Annotated in this window: 17 protein-coding genes and 1 pseudogene; 11 read left to right on the top strand and 7 right to left on the bottom strand. The window is 60.7% G+C overall.

Features of this window, described 5'->3' with window-relative positions; all coding sequences use genetic code 11:
• The first annotated feature begins 20 nt into the window (after positions 1 to 20).
• Complete coding sequence (locus ACEN8E_RS01725; protein WP_495591185.1) at positions 21 to 1823, top strand: acyl-CoA dehydrogenase; 1803 nt, start codon at positions 21 to 23, stop codon at positions 1821 to 1823.
• A 114-nt stretch (positions 1824 to 1937) separates the two neighbouring features.
• Here ACEN8E_RS01725 and ACEN8E_RS01720 read toward each other — a convergent pair whose 3' ends face one another.
• From ACEN8E_RS01720 to ACEN8E_RS01705, 4 genes and pseudogenes are all read right to left on the bottom strand, one after another.
• A complete protein-coding gene (locus tag ACEN8E_RS01720) occupies positions 1938 to 2669 on the bottom strand; it encodes a methyl-accepting chemotaxis protein (protein ID WP_495593262.1) in 732 nt (243 codons plus the stop codon).
• 132 nt (positions 2670 to 2801) lie between these two features.
• A pseudogene (locus tag ACEN8E_RS01715) lies at positions 2802 to 3830 on the bottom strand (HAMP domain-containing protein); the annotation flags it as partial.
• A gap of 145 nt (positions 3831 to 3975) precedes the next feature.
• Positions 3976 to 4275: a cell division protein ZapA gene (locus tag ACEN8E_RS01710; RefSeq protein ID WP_057399678.1), complete on the bottom strand. Its 300-nt coding sequence runs from the start codon at positions 4273 to 4275 to the stop codon at positions 3976 to 3978.
• On the bottom strand, positions 4272 to 4502 hold the full coding sequence (locus tag ACEN8E_RS01705) for a hypothetical protein (protein ID WP_007971835.1): 231 nt from the start codon (positions 4500 to 4502) through the stop codon (positions 4272 to 4274). The genes ACEN8E_RS01710 and ACEN8E_RS01705 overlap by 4 nt, the downstream gene beginning before the upstream one ends.
• A gap of 397 nt (positions 4503 to 4899) precedes the next feature.
• Between ACEN8E_RS01705 and ACEN8E_RS01700 the strand changes: the two genes are divergently transcribed.
• From ACEN8E_RS01700 to selO, 3 genes are read left to right on the top strand one after another with little or no spacing between them, the layout of a single operon-like run.
• Positions 4900 to 6642, top strand: coding sequence for a potassium/proton antiporter (locus tag ACEN8E_RS01700; protein WP_495591184.1), 1743 nt, complete (start codon positions 4900 to 4902; stop codon positions 6640 to 6642).
• A gap of 34 nt (positions 6643 to 6676) precedes the next feature.
• The gene (gene mscK, locus ACEN8E_RS01695) at positions 6677 to 10048 is read left to right on the top strand and encodes a mechanosensitive channel MscK (RefSeq protein ID WP_495591183.1); all 3372 of its coding nucleotides are present in this window, start codon (positions 6677 to 6679) and stop codon (positions 10046 to 10048) included.
• Between the two features lie 48 nt (positions 10049 to 10096).
• On the top strand, positions 10097 to 11560 hold the full coding sequence (selO, locus tag ACEN8E_RS01690; protein WP_495591182.1) for a protein adenylyltransferase SelO: 1464 nt from the start codon (positions 10097 to 10099) through the stop codon (positions 11558 to 11560).
• Positions 11561 to 11566: 6 nt separating this feature from the next.
• Here the strand turns inward: selO and ACEN8E_RS01685 are convergent, their stop codons facing one another.
• Both ACEN8E_RS01685 and ACEN8E_RS01680 read right to left on the bottom strand, forming a co-directional pair.
• Entirely contained in the window at positions 11567 to 11968 is a 402-nt protein-coding gene (locus tag ACEN8E_RS01685) for a helix-turn-helix domain-containing protein (protein WP_495591181.1), read from the bottom strand.
• Positions 11965 to 12261, bottom strand: a complete 297-nt coding sequence (locus ACEN8E_RS01680) for a type II toxin-antitoxin system HigB family toxin (RefSeq protein WP_495591180.1) — start codon at positions 12259 to 12261, stop codon at positions 11965 to 11967. Before ACEN8E_RS01680 ends, ACEN8E_RS01685 begins: the two co-directional genes overlap by 4 nt.
• Positions 12262 to 12455: 194 nt before the next feature.
• Here ACEN8E_RS01680 and trxC point away from each other — a divergent pair, with 194 nt between their 5' ends.
• The gene (gene trxC / locus ACEN8E_RS01675) at positions 12456 to 12890 is read left to right on the top strand and encodes a thioredoxin TrxC (protein WP_495591179.1); all 435 of its coding nucleotides are present in this window, start codon (positions 12456 to 12458) and stop codon (positions 12888 to 12890) included.
• A gap of 129 nt (positions 12891 to 13019) precedes the next feature.
• Here the strand turns inward: trxC and ACEN8E_RS01670 are convergent, their stop codons facing one another.
• Entirely contained in the window at positions 13020 to 13790 is a 771-nt protein-coding gene (locus tag ACEN8E_RS01670; RefSeq protein ID WP_495591178.1) for a ParA family protein, read from the bottom strand.
• Between the two features lie 355 nt (positions 13791 to 14145).
• Between ACEN8E_RS01670 and ACEN8E_RS01665 the strand changes: the two genes are divergently transcribed.
• The 6 genes from ACEN8E_RS01665 to ACEN8E_RS01640 are packed head-to-tail and all read left to right on the top strand — an operon-like array spanning position 14146 to position 18379.
• On the top strand, positions 14146 to 14871 hold the full coding sequence (locus ACEN8E_RS01665; RefSeq protein WP_495591177.1) for a beta-ketoacyl synthase chain length factor: 726 nt from the start codon (positions 14146 to 14148) through the stop codon (positions 14869 to 14871).
• Positions 14847 to 15656 (top strand): lysophospholipid acyltransferase family protein, encoded by an 810-nt coding sequence (locus tag ACEN8E_RS01660; RefSeq protein ID WP_495591176.1) that lies wholly within the window; start codon positions 14847 to 14849, stop codon positions 15654 to 15656. Before ACEN8E_RS01665 ends, ACEN8E_RS01660 begins: the two co-directional genes overlap by 25 nt.
• Positions 15637 to 15897: a phosphopantetheine-binding protein gene (locus ACEN8E_RS01655; protein ID WP_095943238.1), complete on the top strand. Its 261-nt coding sequence runs from the start codon at positions 15637 to 15639 to the stop codon at positions 15895 to 15897. Before ACEN8E_RS01660 ends, ACEN8E_RS01655 begins: the two co-directional genes overlap by 20 nt.
• 9 nt (positions 15898 to 15906) lie before the next feature.
• Positions 15907 to 16161 (top strand): acyl carrier protein, encoded by a 255-nt coding sequence (locus tag ACEN8E_RS01650; RefSeq protein ID WP_007992314.1) that lies wholly within the window; start codon positions 15907 to 15909, stop codon positions 16159 to 16161.
• Positions 16158 to 16703 (top strand): COG4648 family protein, encoded by a 546-nt coding sequence (locus ACEN8E_RS01645; RefSeq protein ID WP_495591175.1) that lies wholly within the window; start codon positions 16158 to 16160, stop codon positions 16701 to 16703. Before ACEN8E_RS01650 ends, ACEN8E_RS01645 begins: the two co-directional genes overlap by 4 nt.
• Entirely contained in the window at positions 16700 to 18379 is a 1680-nt protein-coding gene (locus ACEN8E_RS01640) for an ApeI family dehydratase (protein WP_495591174.1), read from the top strand. Before ACEN8E_RS01645 ends, ACEN8E_RS01640 begins: the two co-directional genes overlap by 4 nt.
• Positions 18380 to 18415 lie beyond the last annotated feature (36 nt).

Here is an 18415-nt window from a genome sequence, read left to right as displayed (position 1 = left end):
CCAATAAAAGGTAGGCCGCCATGTCCGAGACGTTGCTCAGTTCCCGTAATCTGGCTTTCGAGCTGTATGAAGTCCTTGATGCCGAGGGCCTGACCCAGCGTGAGCGTTTCGCCGAGCACAACCGTGAAACCTTCGATGCGGCCATCGGTACCGCCCGCAGCATCGCCGAGAAGTTCTTCGCCCCGCACAACCGCAAGGGTGACGAGAACGAGCCGCGCTATGAAAACGGTCAGGCGATTCTGATTCCGGAAGTGAAACCGGCGGTAGATGCTTTCCTCGAAGCCGGCTTCCTCAATGCCGCGCGCAGTTTCGAGGCGGATGGCATGCAACTTCCTACACTGCTGTCCCAGGCCTGCTTTGCCCACTTTCAATCGGCCAACGCCGCATCGACGTCCTATCCGTTCCTGACCATGGGCGCGGCGAACCTGATCGAAAGCTTCGGCACCGATGAACAGAAACGCCGCTTCCTGCAACCGATGATCGACGGCCGTTTCTTCGGCACCATGGCCCTGACCGAACCCCACGCGGGCTCGTCGCTGTCGGATATTCGTACCCGCGCAGAGCCGGCGTCTGACGGCACTTATCGCCTCAAGGGCAACAAGATTTTCATTTCCGGCGGCGATCATCCGCTATCGGAAAACATCGTGCACATGGTGCTCGCCAAGCTGCCGGACGCACCGGCCGGGGTGAAGGGCATTTCGCTGTTCATCGTGCCCAAGTTCCTGGTCAACGACGACGGCAGCCTGGGCAAGCGCAATGACGTGCTGCTGGCCGGGCTGTTCCACAAGATGGGCTGGCGTGGCACCACGTCCACCGCGCTGAATTTCGGCGATAACGGTGAGTGCGTCGGCTATCTGGTGGGCAAGCCACACCACGGCTTGAGCTACATGTTCCAGATGATGAACGAGGCGCGCATTGGCGTCGGCATGGGCGCGGTGATGCTCGGTTACGCCGGCTACCTGTACTCGCTGGAATATGCCCGAGAGCGCCCGCAGGGTCGCGTGCCGGACAGCAAGGACCCGAACACCGCACCGGTGGCGATCATTCAGCACGCCGACGTCAAACGCATGCTGCTGACGCAAAAAGCCTACGTCGAAGGCTCGTTCGACCTCGGCCTGTACGCAGCGCGACTGTTCGATGACACCACGACGCTTGCGACCGAAGCCGAACGCAAACAGGCCCATGAACTGCTGGACCTGCTGACGCCGATCGTCAAATCCTGGCCGTCGGAGTTCTGCCTGAAGGCCAACGAACTGGCGATCCAGATCCTCGGCGGCCACGGCTACACTCGCGAGTACCCGGTGGAGCAGTACTACCGCGACAACCGCCTGAACCCGATCCACGAAGGCACCCACGGCATTCAGTCGCTGGACCTGCTGGGTCGCAAACTGGCGCAGAACGGTGGCGCGGGGCTCAAGCAACTGATCCGCCTGATCGCCGACACTGCCGAACGCGCCCAGGCATTCGAGTCGCTGACGCCACTGCGCGAACCGCTGGAGAAACTGGTGGCGCGCCTGCAAAGCGTAACCATCGGCCTGCTGACCGATCTGGCTCAGGGCAAGGTCAACGGCAGCCTGGCGAATTCGGCGCTGTACCTGAAGGTATTCGGGCACACCGTCATTGGCTGGCGCTGGTTGGAACAGGCGATTCGGGCCGAGGAAGGATTGGCCAAGGGCAATGCGGCGGATGTGAGCTTCTATAAAGGCAAGTTGCAGGCGGCGCGCTACTTCCTGACGTGGGAAGTGCCGGGTTGCCACCATGAGCTGGCGATTCTTGAAGCGCGGGATGATGTGTGCCTCGGCATGCAGGATGAGTGGTTCTAACCAAACTCTTGTGGCATAGCTGAAATCCAATCGCGAGCAGGCTCGCTCCCACAGTTGAACGCGAACCACTGTGGGAGCGAGCCTGCTCGCGAAGAGGCCCGCACAGACAACACATCAGCTCAGCTTGAACCCACCCATCTGCCGCGCCAGATCGTCCGCCAAACTCTGCAACGTGTGGCAATCATCCCGACAAGCCCTGACCTCCCCCGCCGTCGCCCGCGCGAGATCGGAAATGCCCTGCACGTTGCGGTTGATCTCCTCGGTCACCGCCGATTGCTCTTCGGTCGCCGTCGCCACCTGATGGTTCATGTCGCTGATGCGTTCCACCTGACCGGTAATCGCCGTCAACGACGCGCCAGTCCTCTGGCTCGACTCCACACCGGTACCTGTGGCCGCTTGCCCGGTATGCATCGACGAAACGGCGTTCTCCGCTCCCTGCTTGAGGCTGCCGATCATCTGCTGGATTTCATCGGTTGATGATTGCGTACGCCGCGCCAGGGTGCGCACTTCATCGGCCACTACGGCAAACCCGCGGCCCATGTCGCCGGCTCGCGCCGCTTCAATAGCGGCGTTGAGCGCCAGCAGGTTGGTCTGCTCGGAAATCCCGCGAATCACCGCCAGCACCTGATCGATGGACGCCACTTGATGGGCCAGCTCACCCACCGCCGTGGCCGCCACACCGATTTCCCGAGACATGCTCTCAATATGTCGGATCGAACCGCCCACCACTTCCCGCGCCTGCAGCGCTTCGTCACGGGCGGTTTGTGAAGCGAATGCCGCATTGCCGGCGTTCTGCGCGATGTCCTGCACGGTCAGGCCCATTTCGTGAACAGCAGTGGCGACCATGTCGGTCATTTCCTGCTGGCGTCCGGAACGTTCGGCGGTGTTATCCACCACACGCGCCACCTGCCCGACAGCAGTGCGCAGATGTTCGCTGGTGGTCAGCACTTCACCGATCATGTCGCGCTGGCTGTCGAGGAACCGATTGAAGCCACGCGCCAGATCGCCCAGCTCATCGGCGCGACTGGAATCTAACCGGTGAGTCAAATCTCCACCACCGCTACCAATGGCAACCAGTGCCGCTGTTACCTGACGAATCGGCCGTACCAGCCCACGGGCCAGCAGCACCACCAGCAACAGGCACACAATCGCCACCGCCAGACCGATACCACTACTCATCCACATGGCGCGGCGGGCTTCGGCGTAGATCTGCGATTGCGGCACTTCGGCCACCAGGGTCCAGCCGAGATCGCGCAAGGGCAGGCTCAATGCGAGGAAGTCTTCGCCATCGCGCTGGAAGCTGCTGTTGGTGGCAGTTTTTTGACCCATGACCGCTTGCGCGGCTGACTCGCCAATCTGCTCGGCCAAGGTGCGCTTGCCGCTGAATGGCGCCTCGGGATGGACCTGGATCAAACCGTCGGAACGCACGAGATAGACCTTGCCGCGCTCACCGAAGCTGAAGTTGTGGATCAACTCCGACAGCTCTTTCATGCTCAGGCCCAGCCCGGCAACGCCCACGACTTTACCGGCCTGCTCGACTTTGAGGTCGATGAACAGCGCCAATTCTCCGGTGGCCGTGTCGTTGTCGATATTGAGGGTGCGCGGCTGGTTGCTGTCGAGGAACGCATAGAACCAGGCATCCTTCGGGTTGGAACGGCTGAGGGTCCGGTCCAGGCCTTTTTCGGTGAAGTAATGGTTGGACGCGGTGCCGACAATCAGCGCGGTAAAGGCTTTGTGCTCGGCGCGGATGCCTTCGAGGTAGGTGGTGAACGTGCCGGTTCGGGCACTGTTTTCACCCTCGGCCAGCCAGTCGCGCACCATGCTATTGCTGGCGATGTCCTTGGCGGCCGTGAGCGGTTGAACAAGGATGCGCTCGATGTCGTTGCGCATCGCTTCGATGCTCGACGGCAAGGCTTGCTCGACCAGATAGTTCTGGGCCAGTCGATTGACCACCAGGGTATAGATGCCAACCACGATCAGAATACTGACCAGCAAGGCGCTGCCCATACTCAGGATCAACTGCCATTGAATACTGCGTCGCCAGAACTGCATGGAGCACCCCCAAAGAATAAGAGGCTGAAACACTGCAACAGCCGTGCCGATTGTATACAGCCAAACCGACAATCTATTCTTTGGTTGTGCGCAAGCCCGATCAGGCCTGATTGATCGTCTTGGAAATCACTTCAACCGTGGCGCTGACTTGCTCTTGGTAACGGTCGAGTTCGAGCTTGTGCTGCTTCTGCATTTCGATCTGCTGAGAACACAGGTTCATCGCGGCCAGCACCAGCAGTCGGTCACCGATCAGTGTCGGATACTTTCTTTTGGTGTCGGCCAGGGCAGCCTTCAACATCATTGCAGCGTCCAGCAGGGTTTGCTCTTCCCCGGCCGGAGCCTTGATTGAGTAGTCCTCCCCCAGGATCGAGACGACTTTTACCCCTGCGCCGTAACTCATGCGCTGACAGGGCCTGCGCTGACACGCTCAACCAGGGCCTGAATGCGAGCCGCCGTGGCGCCTTGCTTCTCTTCCTGCTCCATCAGGCTCAGTTGCAGGCTCTCGTTTTCATCCTTGGCCTGGGCCAGTTCTGCAGTCAGGGTCTGGTTGGTACCGAGCAACGTCTGGTTCTGTTGCACCAGGTCACTGACCAGTTGTTCCAATTGGCTTAGGGATGCTTCCAACATTTTGATTTTCCGGGCTTTTTCAAAGGGCGCGTACGATAAAGAAAAGTCACCGTGGATGCCAGGGTTATGCAGGCGCAAAGCCTTGATTCTGCTGACGAGTGACCTTCCTCGCGAGTTTTAAAGACTACGATTGGCCAATCTGGTTCCTGCACTTCGTCGCCCGCCTATTCCGCCTATGCAGGAGCGAGCTTGCTCGCGAAGGCATCAAGGACAACGCGTTGATCCGGACAGTACGCGTTATCGTTGACGTCCATCGCGAGCAAGCTCGCTCCTACAGGGGGGCGTGCGATACCCCAAAAGCTTTTTGACAGCATCACATTTCAACAGGTTAGAATCGCTGGCACGCGGACTGCATGGTCAGTTTGTGCCCGCCTTTCAGCTTTCTGGAGTACTGCCTTTGAATGCGACGACCATCAACAGCCTGTTCTTGATCGGCGCGTTGCTGGTAGGTGCAAGCATTCTGGTGAGCTCACTGTCATCGCGCCTCGGCATCCCGATTCTGGTGATTATCCTGGCCGTCGGCATGGCGGCCGGCGTCGATGGCGGCGGCATCATTTTCGACAACTACCCCACGGCTTATCTGGTCGGCAACCTCGCGCTGGCAGTCATCCTGCTCGACGGCGGCTTGCGCACCCGGGTGTCGAGTTTCCGCGTGGCGTTATGGCCGGCATTGTCTCTCGCCACCGTCGGGGTGCTGATTACCACCGGACTGACCGGCATGGCGGCCGCATGGCTATTCAACCTGAACCTGATCCAGGGCCTGCTGATCGGCGCCATCGTCGGTTCCACCGACGCCGCGGCGGTGTTCTCGCTGTTGGGCGGCAAAGGCCTGAACGAACGGGTGACCGCCAGCCTTGAAATCGAATCCGGCAGCAACGACCCGATGGCGGTGTTCCTGACCGTCACCCTGATCGACATGCTCGCCAGCGGCCAGACCGGCCTGCACTGGAGCCTGCTGACCCACCTGATCCGCGAGTTCGGCATCGGTAGTGTCATCGGCCTGGGCGGCGGCTGGCTGATGCTGCAACTGGTCAACCGCATCAACCTGGCCACCGGCCTGTATCCGATTCTGGTCATCGCCGGTGGCCTGGTGGTGTTTGCCCTGACCAACGCCCTGCACGGCAGCGGCTTCCTCGCCGTGTACCTCTGCGGCCTGGTGATCGGCAATCGTCCGGTGCGCAGCCGTCACGGCATTCTGCACATGCTCGACGGCATGGCCTGGCTGGCCCAGATCGGCATGTTCCTGGTGTTGGGGCTGCTGGTGACGCCTCATGACCTGCTGCCTATTGCCTTGCCGGCACTGGCACTGGCGCTGTGGATGATTCTGTTCGCCCGGCCGCTGTCGGTACTGGTTGGCCTGCTGCCGTTCAAAGCGTTCCATGGTCGCGAGAAAGCGTTCATTTCCTGGGTCGGCCTGCGCGGCGCGGTCCCGATCATTCTGGCGGTGTTCCCGCTGATGGCTGGCCTGCCCAACGCCCAGCTCTACTTCAACCTCGCATTCTTTATCGTGCTGGTGTCGCTGCTGGTTCAGGGCACGAGCCTGCCGTGGGTCGCCAAGCTGTTGAAGGTGACGGTGCCACCGGAGCCTGCTCCCATCTCCCGCTCGGCCCTGGAAGTGCACGTCACCAGCGAATGGGAGCTGTTCGTTTATCGCCTCGGCGCGGAAAAATGGTGCATCGGCTCGCACCTTCGTGAGCTGAAAATGCCCGAAGGCACCCGTATCGCGGCCCTGTTTCGTGGCGAGCAACTGCTCCATCCGTCGGGTAGTACAGTGCTGGAAGTCGATGATTTGCTGTGTGTCATCGGCCATGAACACAACCTGCCAGCCCTTGGAAAACTCTTCAGCCAGGCGCCGCAACGAGGCCTCGATCTGCGCTTCTTCGGCGACTTCGTACTGGAAGGAGACGCCCAGCTGGCGGCGGTTGCGGCACTGTATGGCCTGAAGGTCGAAGGCATCGATCCGGACATGTCCCTGGCCCGCTTCATTGCCCAGAAAGTCGGCGGCGCACCGGTGGTGGGTGACCAGGTGGAATGGAACAACACCATCTGGACCGTGGCGGTCATGGACGGGAACAAGATCGGCAAAGTGGGCGTCAGATTCCCCGAAGGAAGTCGCCCGGGTCCCGGCCTCTTCCTCTAAACTGCTTCCACTATCACTTGCTTGACCGGTCTCTATGCCTAACCTGCGCTCCATTTTCGCCATTGCCCTGCTGGGCTTGAGTCTCTCTGTCGGCCCCCTTGGTTTACCGCAAGCGGCGCAAGCGGCCGAACCGCCCTCCAGCGAAGCCGTGCAGGCGAACCTGGACAAGATCGCCGACCGTAAATTACCCGAAGCCGATCAGAAGGCCCTGCAAACGGTCCTGCAAAACACGCTGACCCAGCTCAACAACAAGCGTGACTACGAGCAGAAGCTGGCCGATCTCAAGCAAACGTTGAGTGCTGCCCCCAAGCAGACGCTCGAGAACCAGCGTGAGCTGACCCGCCTCAAGGCCAGCACCGTAGTACCGGTGGCGCAGCGTTTCGCCAAGGAACCGATCCAGCAGCTGGAGCAAATGCTGACCGAGCGCTCCACCCAGCAAAGCGATCTGCAAAAAGCCCTGGCCGATGCCAACAGCCTGATCATCACCGCCCAGACCCGCCCCGAGCGCGCCCAGGCGGAGATATCCAGCAGCCAGACGCGCATCCAGCAGATCAACAACATCCTCAAGACCGGCAAGGACGCCGGCAAGGCCTTGAGCGCCGAACAGCGCGACCAACTCAATGCCGAACTGGCAGCGCTGAACGCCCTGATCCCGCTGCGCCGCCAGGAACTGGCCGGCAATACCCAATTGCAAGACCTCGGCAACAGCCAGCATGACCTGCTTTCGGAGCGATCCGACCGCCTGGATCGGGAAATCCAGGAACTGCAAACCCTGATCAACCAGAAGCGTCTGGCGCTGTCCCAGGAAACGGTCACCCAACAATCCATCGAAGCGCAGAAGGCTGGCGGCAGCAGCCTGCTGGCCACCGAAAGCGCGGCCAACCTGAAGCTCTCGGACTACCTGCTCAAAAGTACCGACCGCCTCAATGAAGTCACCCAGCAAAACCTGCAGACCAAGCAACAGCTGGACAGCCTGACCCAGAGCGACTCGGCCCTGGACGAGCAAATCAACGTGCTCAAAGGCAGCCTGCTGCTCTCGAAGATTCTCTACAAGCAGAAGCAAGCGTTGCCGCGCCTGCGACTCGACCGCAACCTGGCCGACCAGATCGCCGACATTCGCCTGTATCAGTTCGAAGTCAGCCAGCAACGGGAGTTGCTGAGCAATCCGACCACCTACGTCGACAACCTGCTGTCGACCCAGCCGCCCGAACAAGTCACGCCGCAGTTGCGCAAAAGCCTGATGGAACTGGCCACCACCCGCGCCGACCTGCTGGAGCGGCTCAATCGCGAACTGAGCGCGGTGCTCAATGAATCCATCACCCTGCAACTGAACCAGAAGCAACTGCTCAGTACGGCGCAAAGCCTGCGGGCGACGCTCGATGAGCAAATGTTCTGGATTCCCAGCAACAAGCCGCTGGACCCGGAGTGGTTTCGCGGCATGCCGGATCGCCTTCAGCGTCAGCTCGACTCACTGCCGGTACTTTCAAGCCTGAGCGAACTGGCTGATGGCCTGACCCAGCGCCCGCTGCTGTTCCTGCCGCTGGCACTGCTGATCGGTGCGTTGCTGTGGCGCCGCAAAAGCCTGTACGCGCGCCTGAACAAGGTTCACCAGGACATCGGCCATTTCAAGCGTGATAGCCAGTGGCACACGCCGCAGGCGATTTTGATCAATATACTTTTGGCGATGCCGGTTTCCCTGGGCCTGGCACTGTGCGGGCTGGCCCTGCAGATCGACGCCCGTGGGCAGAACGCCAATATGGGCGCGGCGTTACTGCAGATGGCCGGGGCCTGGCTGGTGTTCTACACCGCCTACCGGATCCTCGCGCCGGGTGGTGTGGCGGAACTGCATTTCCGTTGGGAAAAGCCCCAGGTGGAATTCCTGCGCAGGTGGATCCGTCGCCTGGGCATGGTGGTCATGGCGCTGGTGACCGTGGTGGCGGTTGCCGAACTGCAACCGGCGGCGCTGGCCGATGACGTGATCGGCATGCCGGTGGTACTCACCTGCTACGCCTTGATGACCCTGCTGCTCAGCCGCTTGCTCATCAGCAGCCCGACCCACGAAAATGCCCCGCTGTTCCGCAAGGTCGTGGGGATCCTGTTTACCGCCCTGCCCGTCGCGCTGTTCGTGGCCGTGTGTTTCGGCTACTACTACACCGCGCTGAAACTCAGCGACCGCTTGATCAACACGCTGTACCTGCTGATGTTCTGGCTGGTGATCGAAGCCACGTTCGTGCGCGGCCTCAGCGTGGCGGCCCGCCGCCTGGCTTACCAGCGCGCCCTGAGCAAGCGGTTGGCCGCCAAGGAGGCCGGTGACGGCGAAGCGGTGATCGAAGAGCCGACCATGGACATCGAGAAGGTCAACGAACAGTCCCTGCGCCTGATCCGCCTGGCACTGCTCGGCGGCTTCATGGCAGCGCTGTATTGGGTCTGGGCCGACCTGATCACGGTGTTCTCGTACCTGGACAACATCACCCTCTACGAATACACCAGCGGCACCGGCGCCAACATGAGCATGGTGCCGATCAGCATCGGCGACATGCTCGGCGCGCTGATCATCATCGGCATCACCTTCGCCCTGGCGCGCAACTTGCCCGGCCTGCTAGAAGTGTTCGTGCTGTCGAAACTCAACCTGGCCCAGGGCAGCGCCTACGCGACCACCACGCTGCTCTCGTATGTGATTGCCGGCGTCGGTTTCGTCTCGACGCTGTCGACCCTCGGCGTCAGCTGGGACAAGTTGCAGTGGCTGGTGGCGGCACTGTCGGTCGGCCTCGGTTTCGGCATGCAGGAGATTTTCGCGAACTTCATCTCCGGCATCATGATCCTGTTCGAACGTCCGGTGCGGATCGGTGACACCATCACCATCGGCAACCTGTCGGGCACCGTGAGCAAGATTCGCATCCGCGCCACGACCATCACCGACTTCGACCGCAAGGACATCATCGTCCCGAACAAGACGTTCATTACCGGGCAGCTGATCAACTGGTCGCTGACCGACACCATCACCCGGGTGACCCTCAAGCTCGGCGTCGATTACGGCTCCGACCTGGACCTGGTGAAAGAGTTGTTGCTCAAGGCGGCCCGCGATAACCCGCGCGTCCTTAAAGACCCGGAGCCACATGTGTACTTCCTGAATTTCGGCGAAAGCACCCTGGACCACGAGTTGCGCATGCACGTGCGCGACCTCGGCGACCGCAACCCGGTACTCGATGAGGTCAACCGCTTCATCAACCGCGAGTTCAAGAAGCAGCACATCAATATCTCGTTCCGGCAGATGGAGGTTTACCTCAAGAACCTGCACGGCCAGGAATACAAGATGGTGCCAATCGAACCGGAAACGAAAACCATCGTGCCACTGGCGGACGGCAAGCAACCGCCGCAAATGCCGCCTGCCGCCAAACTCGACTAACCGGCCTTTCCCCAGCAGAATGCTCGGACATTCTGCTGGAGCCGGCCCTTGAAAGCCCTCGACGAACTGACCTTCGATAATCGCTACGATCGCCTGGGCGACGCGTTTTCCGCCCATGTGCTGCCCGAGCCCATCGACAACCCGCGCCTGGTCGTAGCCAGCCCCGCCGCCATGGCGCTGCTGGACCTCGACCCGGCCGTGGCCGAAACCCCGGAGTTCGCCGAACTGTTCAGCGGCCACAAGCTCTGGGCCGACGCGATCCCGAGGGCGATGGTCTATTCCGGGCATCAGTTCGGTTCCTACAACCCGCAACTGGGCGACGGTCGCGGCCTGCTGCTGGGCGAGGTGTACAACGAGGCCGGCGAGCACTGGGACCTGCACCTCAAGGGCGCCGGCCAGACGCCGTTTTCACGCATGGGCGATGGCCGGGCGGTACTGCGTTCATCGATCCGCGAATTCCTCGCTTCCGAAGCCCTGAACGCCCTGAACATCCCCACCACCCGCGCCCTGTGCGTGATCGGCTCGGACACTCCGGTGTGGCGCGAAAAACAGGAGCGCGCCGCCATGATCCTGCGTCTCTCTCCGAGCCATGTGCGCTTCGGCCACTTCGAATATTTCTACTACACCAAGCGCCCCGAGCAGCAGAAAGTACTGGGTGATCACGTACTGGCCATGCACTTCCCGGAGTGTCTGGAGCAGCCGGAACCGTACCTGGCGATGTTCCGCGAAGTGGTCGAGCGCAATGCCGAACTGATCGCCAAGTGGCAGGCCTATGGCTTCTGCCACGGGGTGATGAACACCGACAACATGTCGATCCTGGGCATCACCTTTGACTTCGGCCCGTTCGCTTTCCTCGACGACTTCGACGCCAACTTCATCTGCAATCACTCCGACGACCAGGGCCGTTACTCCTTCAGCAACCAGGTGCCGATTGGTCAGTGGAACCTCAGCGCATTGGCGCAGGCCCTGACGCCGTTCATCAGCGTCGAAGCCCTGCGCGAAACCCTCGGCCTGTACCTGCCATTGTTCCAGGCTCATTACCTGGACCTGATGCGCCGCCGCCTCGGCTTGACCACTGCCGAAGACGACGACCAGAAACTGCTGGAGAACCTGCTGCAACTGATGCAAAACAGCGGTGTCGACTACAGCCTGTTTTTCCGTCGCCTGGGCGATGAAGCACCGGAACAGGCCATCGCCCGCTTGCGTGATGACTTCGTCGACCTCAAGGGCTTTGACGCCTGGGGCGAGCGGTATGTCGCCCGGGTAGCCCGTGAAGGCGCGCTTGATCAAGAGCAGCGCCGCCAACGAATGCACGCCGTCAATCCACTGTACATCCTGCGCAACTACCTGGCACAAAAGGCCATCACTGCGGCGGAAAGCGGCGACTACTCGGAAGTCCGCCGACTGCACGCGGTGCTGAGCAATCCGTTCGAGGAACAACCTGGGATGGAAAGCTACGCAGAGAGGCCGCCGGAATGGGGCAAGCATCTGGAGATCAGTTGTTCGTCGTGAGGCGGGTCAGATGAAGACCTCTGCCGACACCGCAAAGCGCTCGGCCAGCCAGCGGATCTGACGCAGGTTGAGCTGGCGCTTGCCGCTCAGGATCTCGGAAACAACAGATTGAGGGCCGACGCCAGGCAGGTCACTCTGAGTCAGGCCGTGCTCACGCATCAAGTAGCCAAGAACCTCGACCCCGCTTGGCTTCGGCATCGGGTGATACTTATGATCCCACTCCTCAATCCAGTCACCGATGATATCCACCAGACTCATCAGCGGGTGGGACTCATCATCGCCGGTCATCTCGAGCAACTCGTCCAGCGCCTGCGCCAGCAAGTCATAGTCATCTTCGCTTTTCGGTTTTCGAAGCAGCGGTGAGACAAATTCCCAGTGCTCGGCAGCTCTTTTGATCAGGATACTCATGCTCCTCCCTCCTTCCATTTGCCGCGATCGTATTCGCGGTGGTCCAGCACATACTTGATATAAAGCTTTTGCGATCGATATCTGACAAAAGCGATCAGCCGCAATTTGTTGCCACCGATATCGAAAACATGAAACTCACCCACCTTGTCGACTGCAGGAAATGTGGTTCTCATCGCCGCAAAATCCGACGGTTTGCTTCCTTTGGCTAATTGATACCAATGATCCAGCGCGTTGGCTGCCATTGGCCATTTGGCCTTGGCTTCACGTACTCTTTTTTCGGTGAGAACATGCATGCAACATCCTTATCGCATTTTGCTATGGGAAGTTAATCTCAGATCAGAAATATCGCAAGTTGCGATAACTTTCAGCAGACAAGCGGTCTGGCTCGGCAAGACACAGCCTAGATTCACCACCCGCTGCTGCACGATTGAAAATATGAGCAAACGTCTCCAACTAGGTGTTATCAGCTTCCAATTGGATATCGCTCATGACCGACCCACTCCACATCCCCTGCCCCCACTGCAACGGCCTCAACCGCATTCCCGCCGAGCGCCTCAGCGATCACCCCAAATGCGGACGCTGCAAGGCCGAAGTCCTGCTGAACAAACCGTTTGAGTTGAAGCAAGGCGACTACGCCAGCCAGATCAAGGGTGATCTGCCATTGCTGGTGGACGTATGGGCGGACTGGTGCGGGCCGTGCAAGTCGTTTGCACCGGTGTTCGAGCAGGCGGCCGGGCAACTGGCGGGCAAGTGCCGGCTGGCCAAACTGGACAGCGAGGCGAACCAACAGCTGTCGGCACAGCTGGGGATTCGCTCGATTCCGAGCCTGATCCTGTTCAAGAACGGCCGGGAAGTTGCCCGGCAGAGCGGGGCGTTCCCGTTACCGCAACTGATGAGCTGGTTGCGTAGCCAGGGGATCTAAGGACATTCCGAATCCTCATGTGGGAGCGAGCCTGCTCGCGAAAGCGGTTTTTCAGACACTGTTGTGCTGAATCTGAAATCGTCTTCGCGAGCAGGCTCGCTCCCACAGGTCTTGCGTGCTTCCTGATAATCAGGCGTTTTCCAGCAGGTTGTGCAACTCGACAAACTGCTGGGTCAGCTTGTGCCGCGGGTCGAGGTGGATCAGCGGCGTATTGGCCTGATGGGATTCGCGCATGCGCACCGAACTGGCCAGGTACACCGGCAACACCGGCAGGCCTTCGGCGATCAGCTCGTCGAGAATTTGCTGGGGCAGGCTGGCGCGGGCCTGGAACTGGTTGACGACGATGCCTTCGACTTCCAGGCCTTCGTTGTGGTCTTCCTTCAACTCTTCGATTTCCGCCATCAGGCCGTACAGTGCCTGGCGTGAAAAACTGTCGCAGTCGAAGGGAATCAGCACACGATCAGCGGCGATCAATGCAGATACCGCATAGAAATTCAGCGCTGGCGGGGTATCGAGGTAAATCCGGTCGTAGTCTTCGCTCAACTCTTCAAGCAACTTACGCAGCTTGTTGATCTTGTGCTTGGCTTCAAGCTTTGGCTGCAAGTCCGCCAGCTCGGCGGTGGCGGTAATGACGTGGAGGTTATCGAACGGGGTTTCGTAGATGTCGACCTGATTCTTCTTGGAGAAGGGCCCGGAAGACAGCGTCTGCTTGAAGAAATCGGCGATGCCCATCGGGATGTCGTTACCGGTGAGCCCCGTCAGGTACTGAGTGGAGTTGGCCTGGGCATCGAGATCCACCAGCAAGGTGCGAAAACCCTCGCTGGCACTGACCGCCGCCAGATTGCAGGCAATGCTGGACTTGCCAACGCCACCTTTCTGATTGAACACCACGCGCCGCATGTCAAAACCTCCGTGTATCAAAGAATGACCGAGTGTAGTGGTCCGCCGCGTTGCTTCGCTACCTTCTCGGTAAAGGGACTACACAGTCAGTTGCCTTCTCCTGCATGAAAAGCGCTGAACGGCCCAATAGCTCGGCGCAGGAACCGACAGACGGAGCGATAACTTTGCGAATAATTACCAATTTTTCAATTTTTTCGAGCCCGCCGCTTCATCTTGCTGAGCAAAATGTAACCAGCATTTGCTACACGTTCCCGGCACCGGGATAATGCGCGCCACTCGGCGCCAAACGCCACGCAGGGCAAGTCTCGGCTCTTGGCCACTCCCCGCGTCAAGTAAGCCCGTGAGGGTGGGATGAATGTCTGTGATCAACTTCAACATCGCCCAATGGCGCGCCTGGGCCCCCGGGCTTGATAGCGTGGACGACTGGCAGGCCTGGTGCCGACAACCGGTCGTGTTGCCGCACAGCGATGCCGTTCCCGACGTTTCCTTTCTGCCGGCCATGCAGCGTCGTCGCCTCAGCCGCCTGGCGCGGATGGCCTTCAGTGTCGGCTGGCCATTGGCCGAAGGCCGGCAGGATCTGCCATTGGTCTTTGTTTCCCGTCACGGCGAAACGCCCCGCACCGTTGACATTCTCAGTGATCTGGCTGCCGACGAGCCGCTGTCTCCGACCCAGTTCAGCTTGTCCGTGCATAACGCGATTATTGGTTTGTGGTCGATCATGCGGGGTGAAACCAGCGAAATGACGGCCCTCGCTGCCGCAGGCGATGGTCTGGAACACGGCATGCTGGAAGCCGCTGCGCTATTGGCAGAAGGCGCTGGCGCGGTACTGCTGGTGGTCACCGAAGAACAGCCACCCGAGGCTTACTCGACCTGGATCGACGACGTGCCGTTCCCTTATGCCGTCGGCCTGCTGGTCACACCGGGTACCGACTGGCAGTTGTCCTTGAACAGCCCCCCGGATGTGTTGTCCAACCCCCGCTGGCCACACGCACTGAATCTGTTGCGTATGCTGCTCGACCAGCAAACCACCTGCCAACATGCCTGGAAAAATCGTGTATGGACCTGGCAACGCAATCCGTGACCGAGAAAAATCGCGACGCCTATTACTGGCGCCTGCTGGCCACCGCCGCAAGCTTTGCCCTGTTCGGGTTGGGCGGGCTGTGCCTGCGCCTGGTGATTTTCCCGTTGCTGAACTGCCTGCCGGGTGACGCCCGGACCCACCGGCTGCGAGCCCGGCAAACGGTCAGCCGCTGCTTCTGGATTTTTGTGCGTTTCATGGCCCGTACCGGGGTGCTGACCTATAACATTGAAGGCGCGGAAAAGCTCGGTCGTCCCGGGCAAATGATCGTTGCCAATCACCCATCGCTGATCGACGTGGTGTTTCTGATCGGCCTGGTGCGTCACGCCAACTGCGTGGTCAAGCAAAGCCTCTGGGAAAACCCTTTCACCCGCGGACCGCTGCGCTGCACCGAATACATCAGCAACGACGGCAGCATGGACATGCTCGACGCGGCTGCCGACGCGCTGAGAGACGGCCAGACCCTGATAATCTTCCCCGAAGGGACGCGCACCCGCCCCGGCCAGGCACCGGCCTTTCATCGGGGCGGTGCGGCAATCGCCGTGCGTGGTGCGAAAATCCTTACCCCGGTCATTATCAAGGTCAGCCCGACCACGTTGACCAAGGCCGAACCCTGGTATCGCATCCCCAAGCGGCGCGTGCACTTCAGTTTCCGGGTCGGGGCCGATATAGACCCACAGACTTTCGCCAAGCAGGGGCCGCCTCCGCAAGCCTCGCGCAAGCTCAACGAATATCTACATTCTTACTTTATTAAGGAGCTCGCCGAAGATGAGCGATCTGCACCGTGATATCAAAATGCTTATCATCGACGCCCTTGGCCTGGAAGACATCAGCGCCGAAGACATCGGCAACGAACAGACACTGTTCGGCGAAGGCCTGGGCCTGGATTCGGTGGACGCCCTGGAACTGGGCCTGGCCATCCAGAAAAAGTACGGCATCAAAATCGACGCCGATGCCAAAGACACGCGTAATCACTTCAGTAACGTGGCGAGCCTTGCGGCGTTCGTCACCGCAAAACAGGCAGCTTGAGACCGGACCATGCAAACTCGTGACGACATTTTCAACACCCTGCGCGATGCCCTGGTCGAGCTGTTCGAACTGGACCCCGAGCGTGTGAGCCTGGAATCCAACCTGTATCAGGACCTGGAAATCGACAGCATCGACGCGGTCGACCTGATTGATCACATCAAACGTCAGACCGGCAAGAAAATCGCCGCCGAAGAATTCAAATCGGTGCGTACCGTCAGTGACGTGGTCGAGGCGGTTTACCGTCTGGTTCAACCGGCCGCATGAGTCGACTGATCGGCCTCGGCCTGCTGCTGGCAGGCCTCTTGTATCCCTTTGCGGTGTATTTCGGCATGGAGCATTTCGCCCCCTGGCAGTTCGGCCTGCTGCTGGGCGGACTGTGGCTGGCCCGGGCGCTGACCGGCAAACGCCAGCCTGGCAGCCTGTGGATGGCGACGGTGGCCATTGTGTTCTGCCTGTTGCTTGCACTGTTCGACAGCCCGGCGCTGTTGCGCTGGTATCCGGTGTTGATCAGCGTATTCATGTTGGTGCTGTTCGGCTCGAGCCTGACATTCGGCCCGCCGATCGTTGAACGCCTGGCCCGGGTACGCGAGCCACAATTGCCGGCCGAGGGCATTCGCTATACCCGTCAGGTGACCATCGCCTGGAGCGTTTTTTTTCTATGCAACGGTTTGTGTGCCGCCGCCCTGACCCTCTGGGCGCCGCTGAGCTGGTGGACGTTGTACACCGGCCTGATTTCCTACGGATTGATAGGCCTGATGTTTGCCGTTGAATGGCTCATACGAATAAGGGTACGAGGCCACCCATGAATTGGATAAAACTTGAGCACCTGCTGCTCAAGGCCCAACCGGACCGTGCCGTAACAACCAGTCCGGCACTGGATCACGCCAGCCTGTGCGAACAGGCGCTGCGTCTGGCTGCCGGCCTGCAAGCCCGGGGCGTGCGGCAGATAGCCGTGCACCTTGAGGATGCGGCCGACCTGGCGATCGCGTTGCTTGGCGCCTGGCGTGCCGGGGTCAGTGTGCTGCTGCCGTCCGACCTGCAACCGCAGACCCGTCAACGCTGGTCAGGGGACGTTGATCTGTGGCTGAGCGATCAGCCCGACGATGCACACCTGAGCGACTTTCGTCATCCGCCGCTGAATGCGTCGGCGCTGGACCTCGATCTGTGCCAGATCAGCCTGTGCACATCGGGCTCCAGTGGCGAACCCAAGCGCATCGAAAAACACCTGCGCCAACTGACCAACGAAGTCGAAGCCCTGGAACAGCTGTGGGGCCCGGGCCTGGGCCCGGCGTGCATCATTGGCAGCGTCGCCACCCAGCACATCTACGGTCTGCTGTTCAGGGTGCTGTGGCCGCTGTGCGCCGGGCGCCCGTTCGTACGCCGGCAATTGGCCTTTCCGGAAGACCTGCAACGCGCCAGCCGCGAGTACCCGGCCTTCGCCTGGGTGGCCAGCCCGGCGCTGCTCAAGCGCATGGGCGACAACCTCGACTGGCCGGCCCTGAGCGCCGTGCGCCGGGTGTTTTCCTCCGGCGGAGCCTTGCCGGTCGAGGCCGCCAAGAGCCTGCATGAGCGCCTGGGACAATGGCCAACGGAAATTTTCGGCAGTTCGGAAACCGGTGGCATCGCCTGGCGTCAGGGCGATGAGCTCTGGCGGCCGTTTGCCGATGTCACGCTGACTCAGGACAGTGATGGTGCGCTGCTGATCGCTTCGCCCTACTTGCCTGGCGGCCATGTCGAACAGACTGCCGATTCAGCGCGCATCGCCGTCGATGGTCGCTTCGAGTTGCTCGGGCGACTGGACCGGATCGTCAAACTGGAAGAAAAACGCATTTCGCTACCGATGCTGGAACAGGCGCTGATGGCCCATGAATGGGTCGTCGAAGCGCGGCTCGGCGTGGTCCAGGAAAACCGCGCGTCCCTGGGGGCGTTATTGGTGCTGAGCGAGGCCGGTTTGCATGTTCTGCGCAATCAGGGCCGACGCAGCCTCACCGAGCCATTGCGCCAACACCTGAGCCAACACTGCGAAGCCCTGGCCCTGCCAAGACGCTGGCGCCTGCTGCGACAACTGCCGCTGAACGCCCAGGGCAAACTGCCCCAGGCCGACGTCGACGCCCTGCTGTTGGCGCCGCGCCCCAAAGCCCCGGAGGTGCTGGAGCAAGTCGAAAGCAATGGCGAGTGGAGCCTGCAACTGGCCGTGCCACCGGACCTGGCCTATTTCAGCGGTCACTTTCCCAGGGCGCCGGTATTGCCGGGCGTGGTGCAGGTGGAGTGGGCGATGAGCCTGGGCCAGCAACTGATGAACCTGCCGAAAAAGTTCGCCGGCATGGAAGTCTTGAAGTTCCAGCAACTGGTGCGCCCGGGAGATGAAATCCAGCTGCACCTGCGCTTCGACCCGACGCGCGGCAAATTGTACTTTGCCTACCGCAACGAAATCGCCACGTGCTCCAGCGGGCGGATCTTGCTGGAGGCAGCGCATGCATAAGCTGAGTGAGTGCTGCGCACTCAATCGCGAGCAGGC

Source organism: Pseudomonas sp. Pseusp9 (assembly GCF_059491265.1).
Note: the sequence above shows the minus strand (reverse complement) of the source record. Positions and strands in the feature narration are given on the sequence as shown.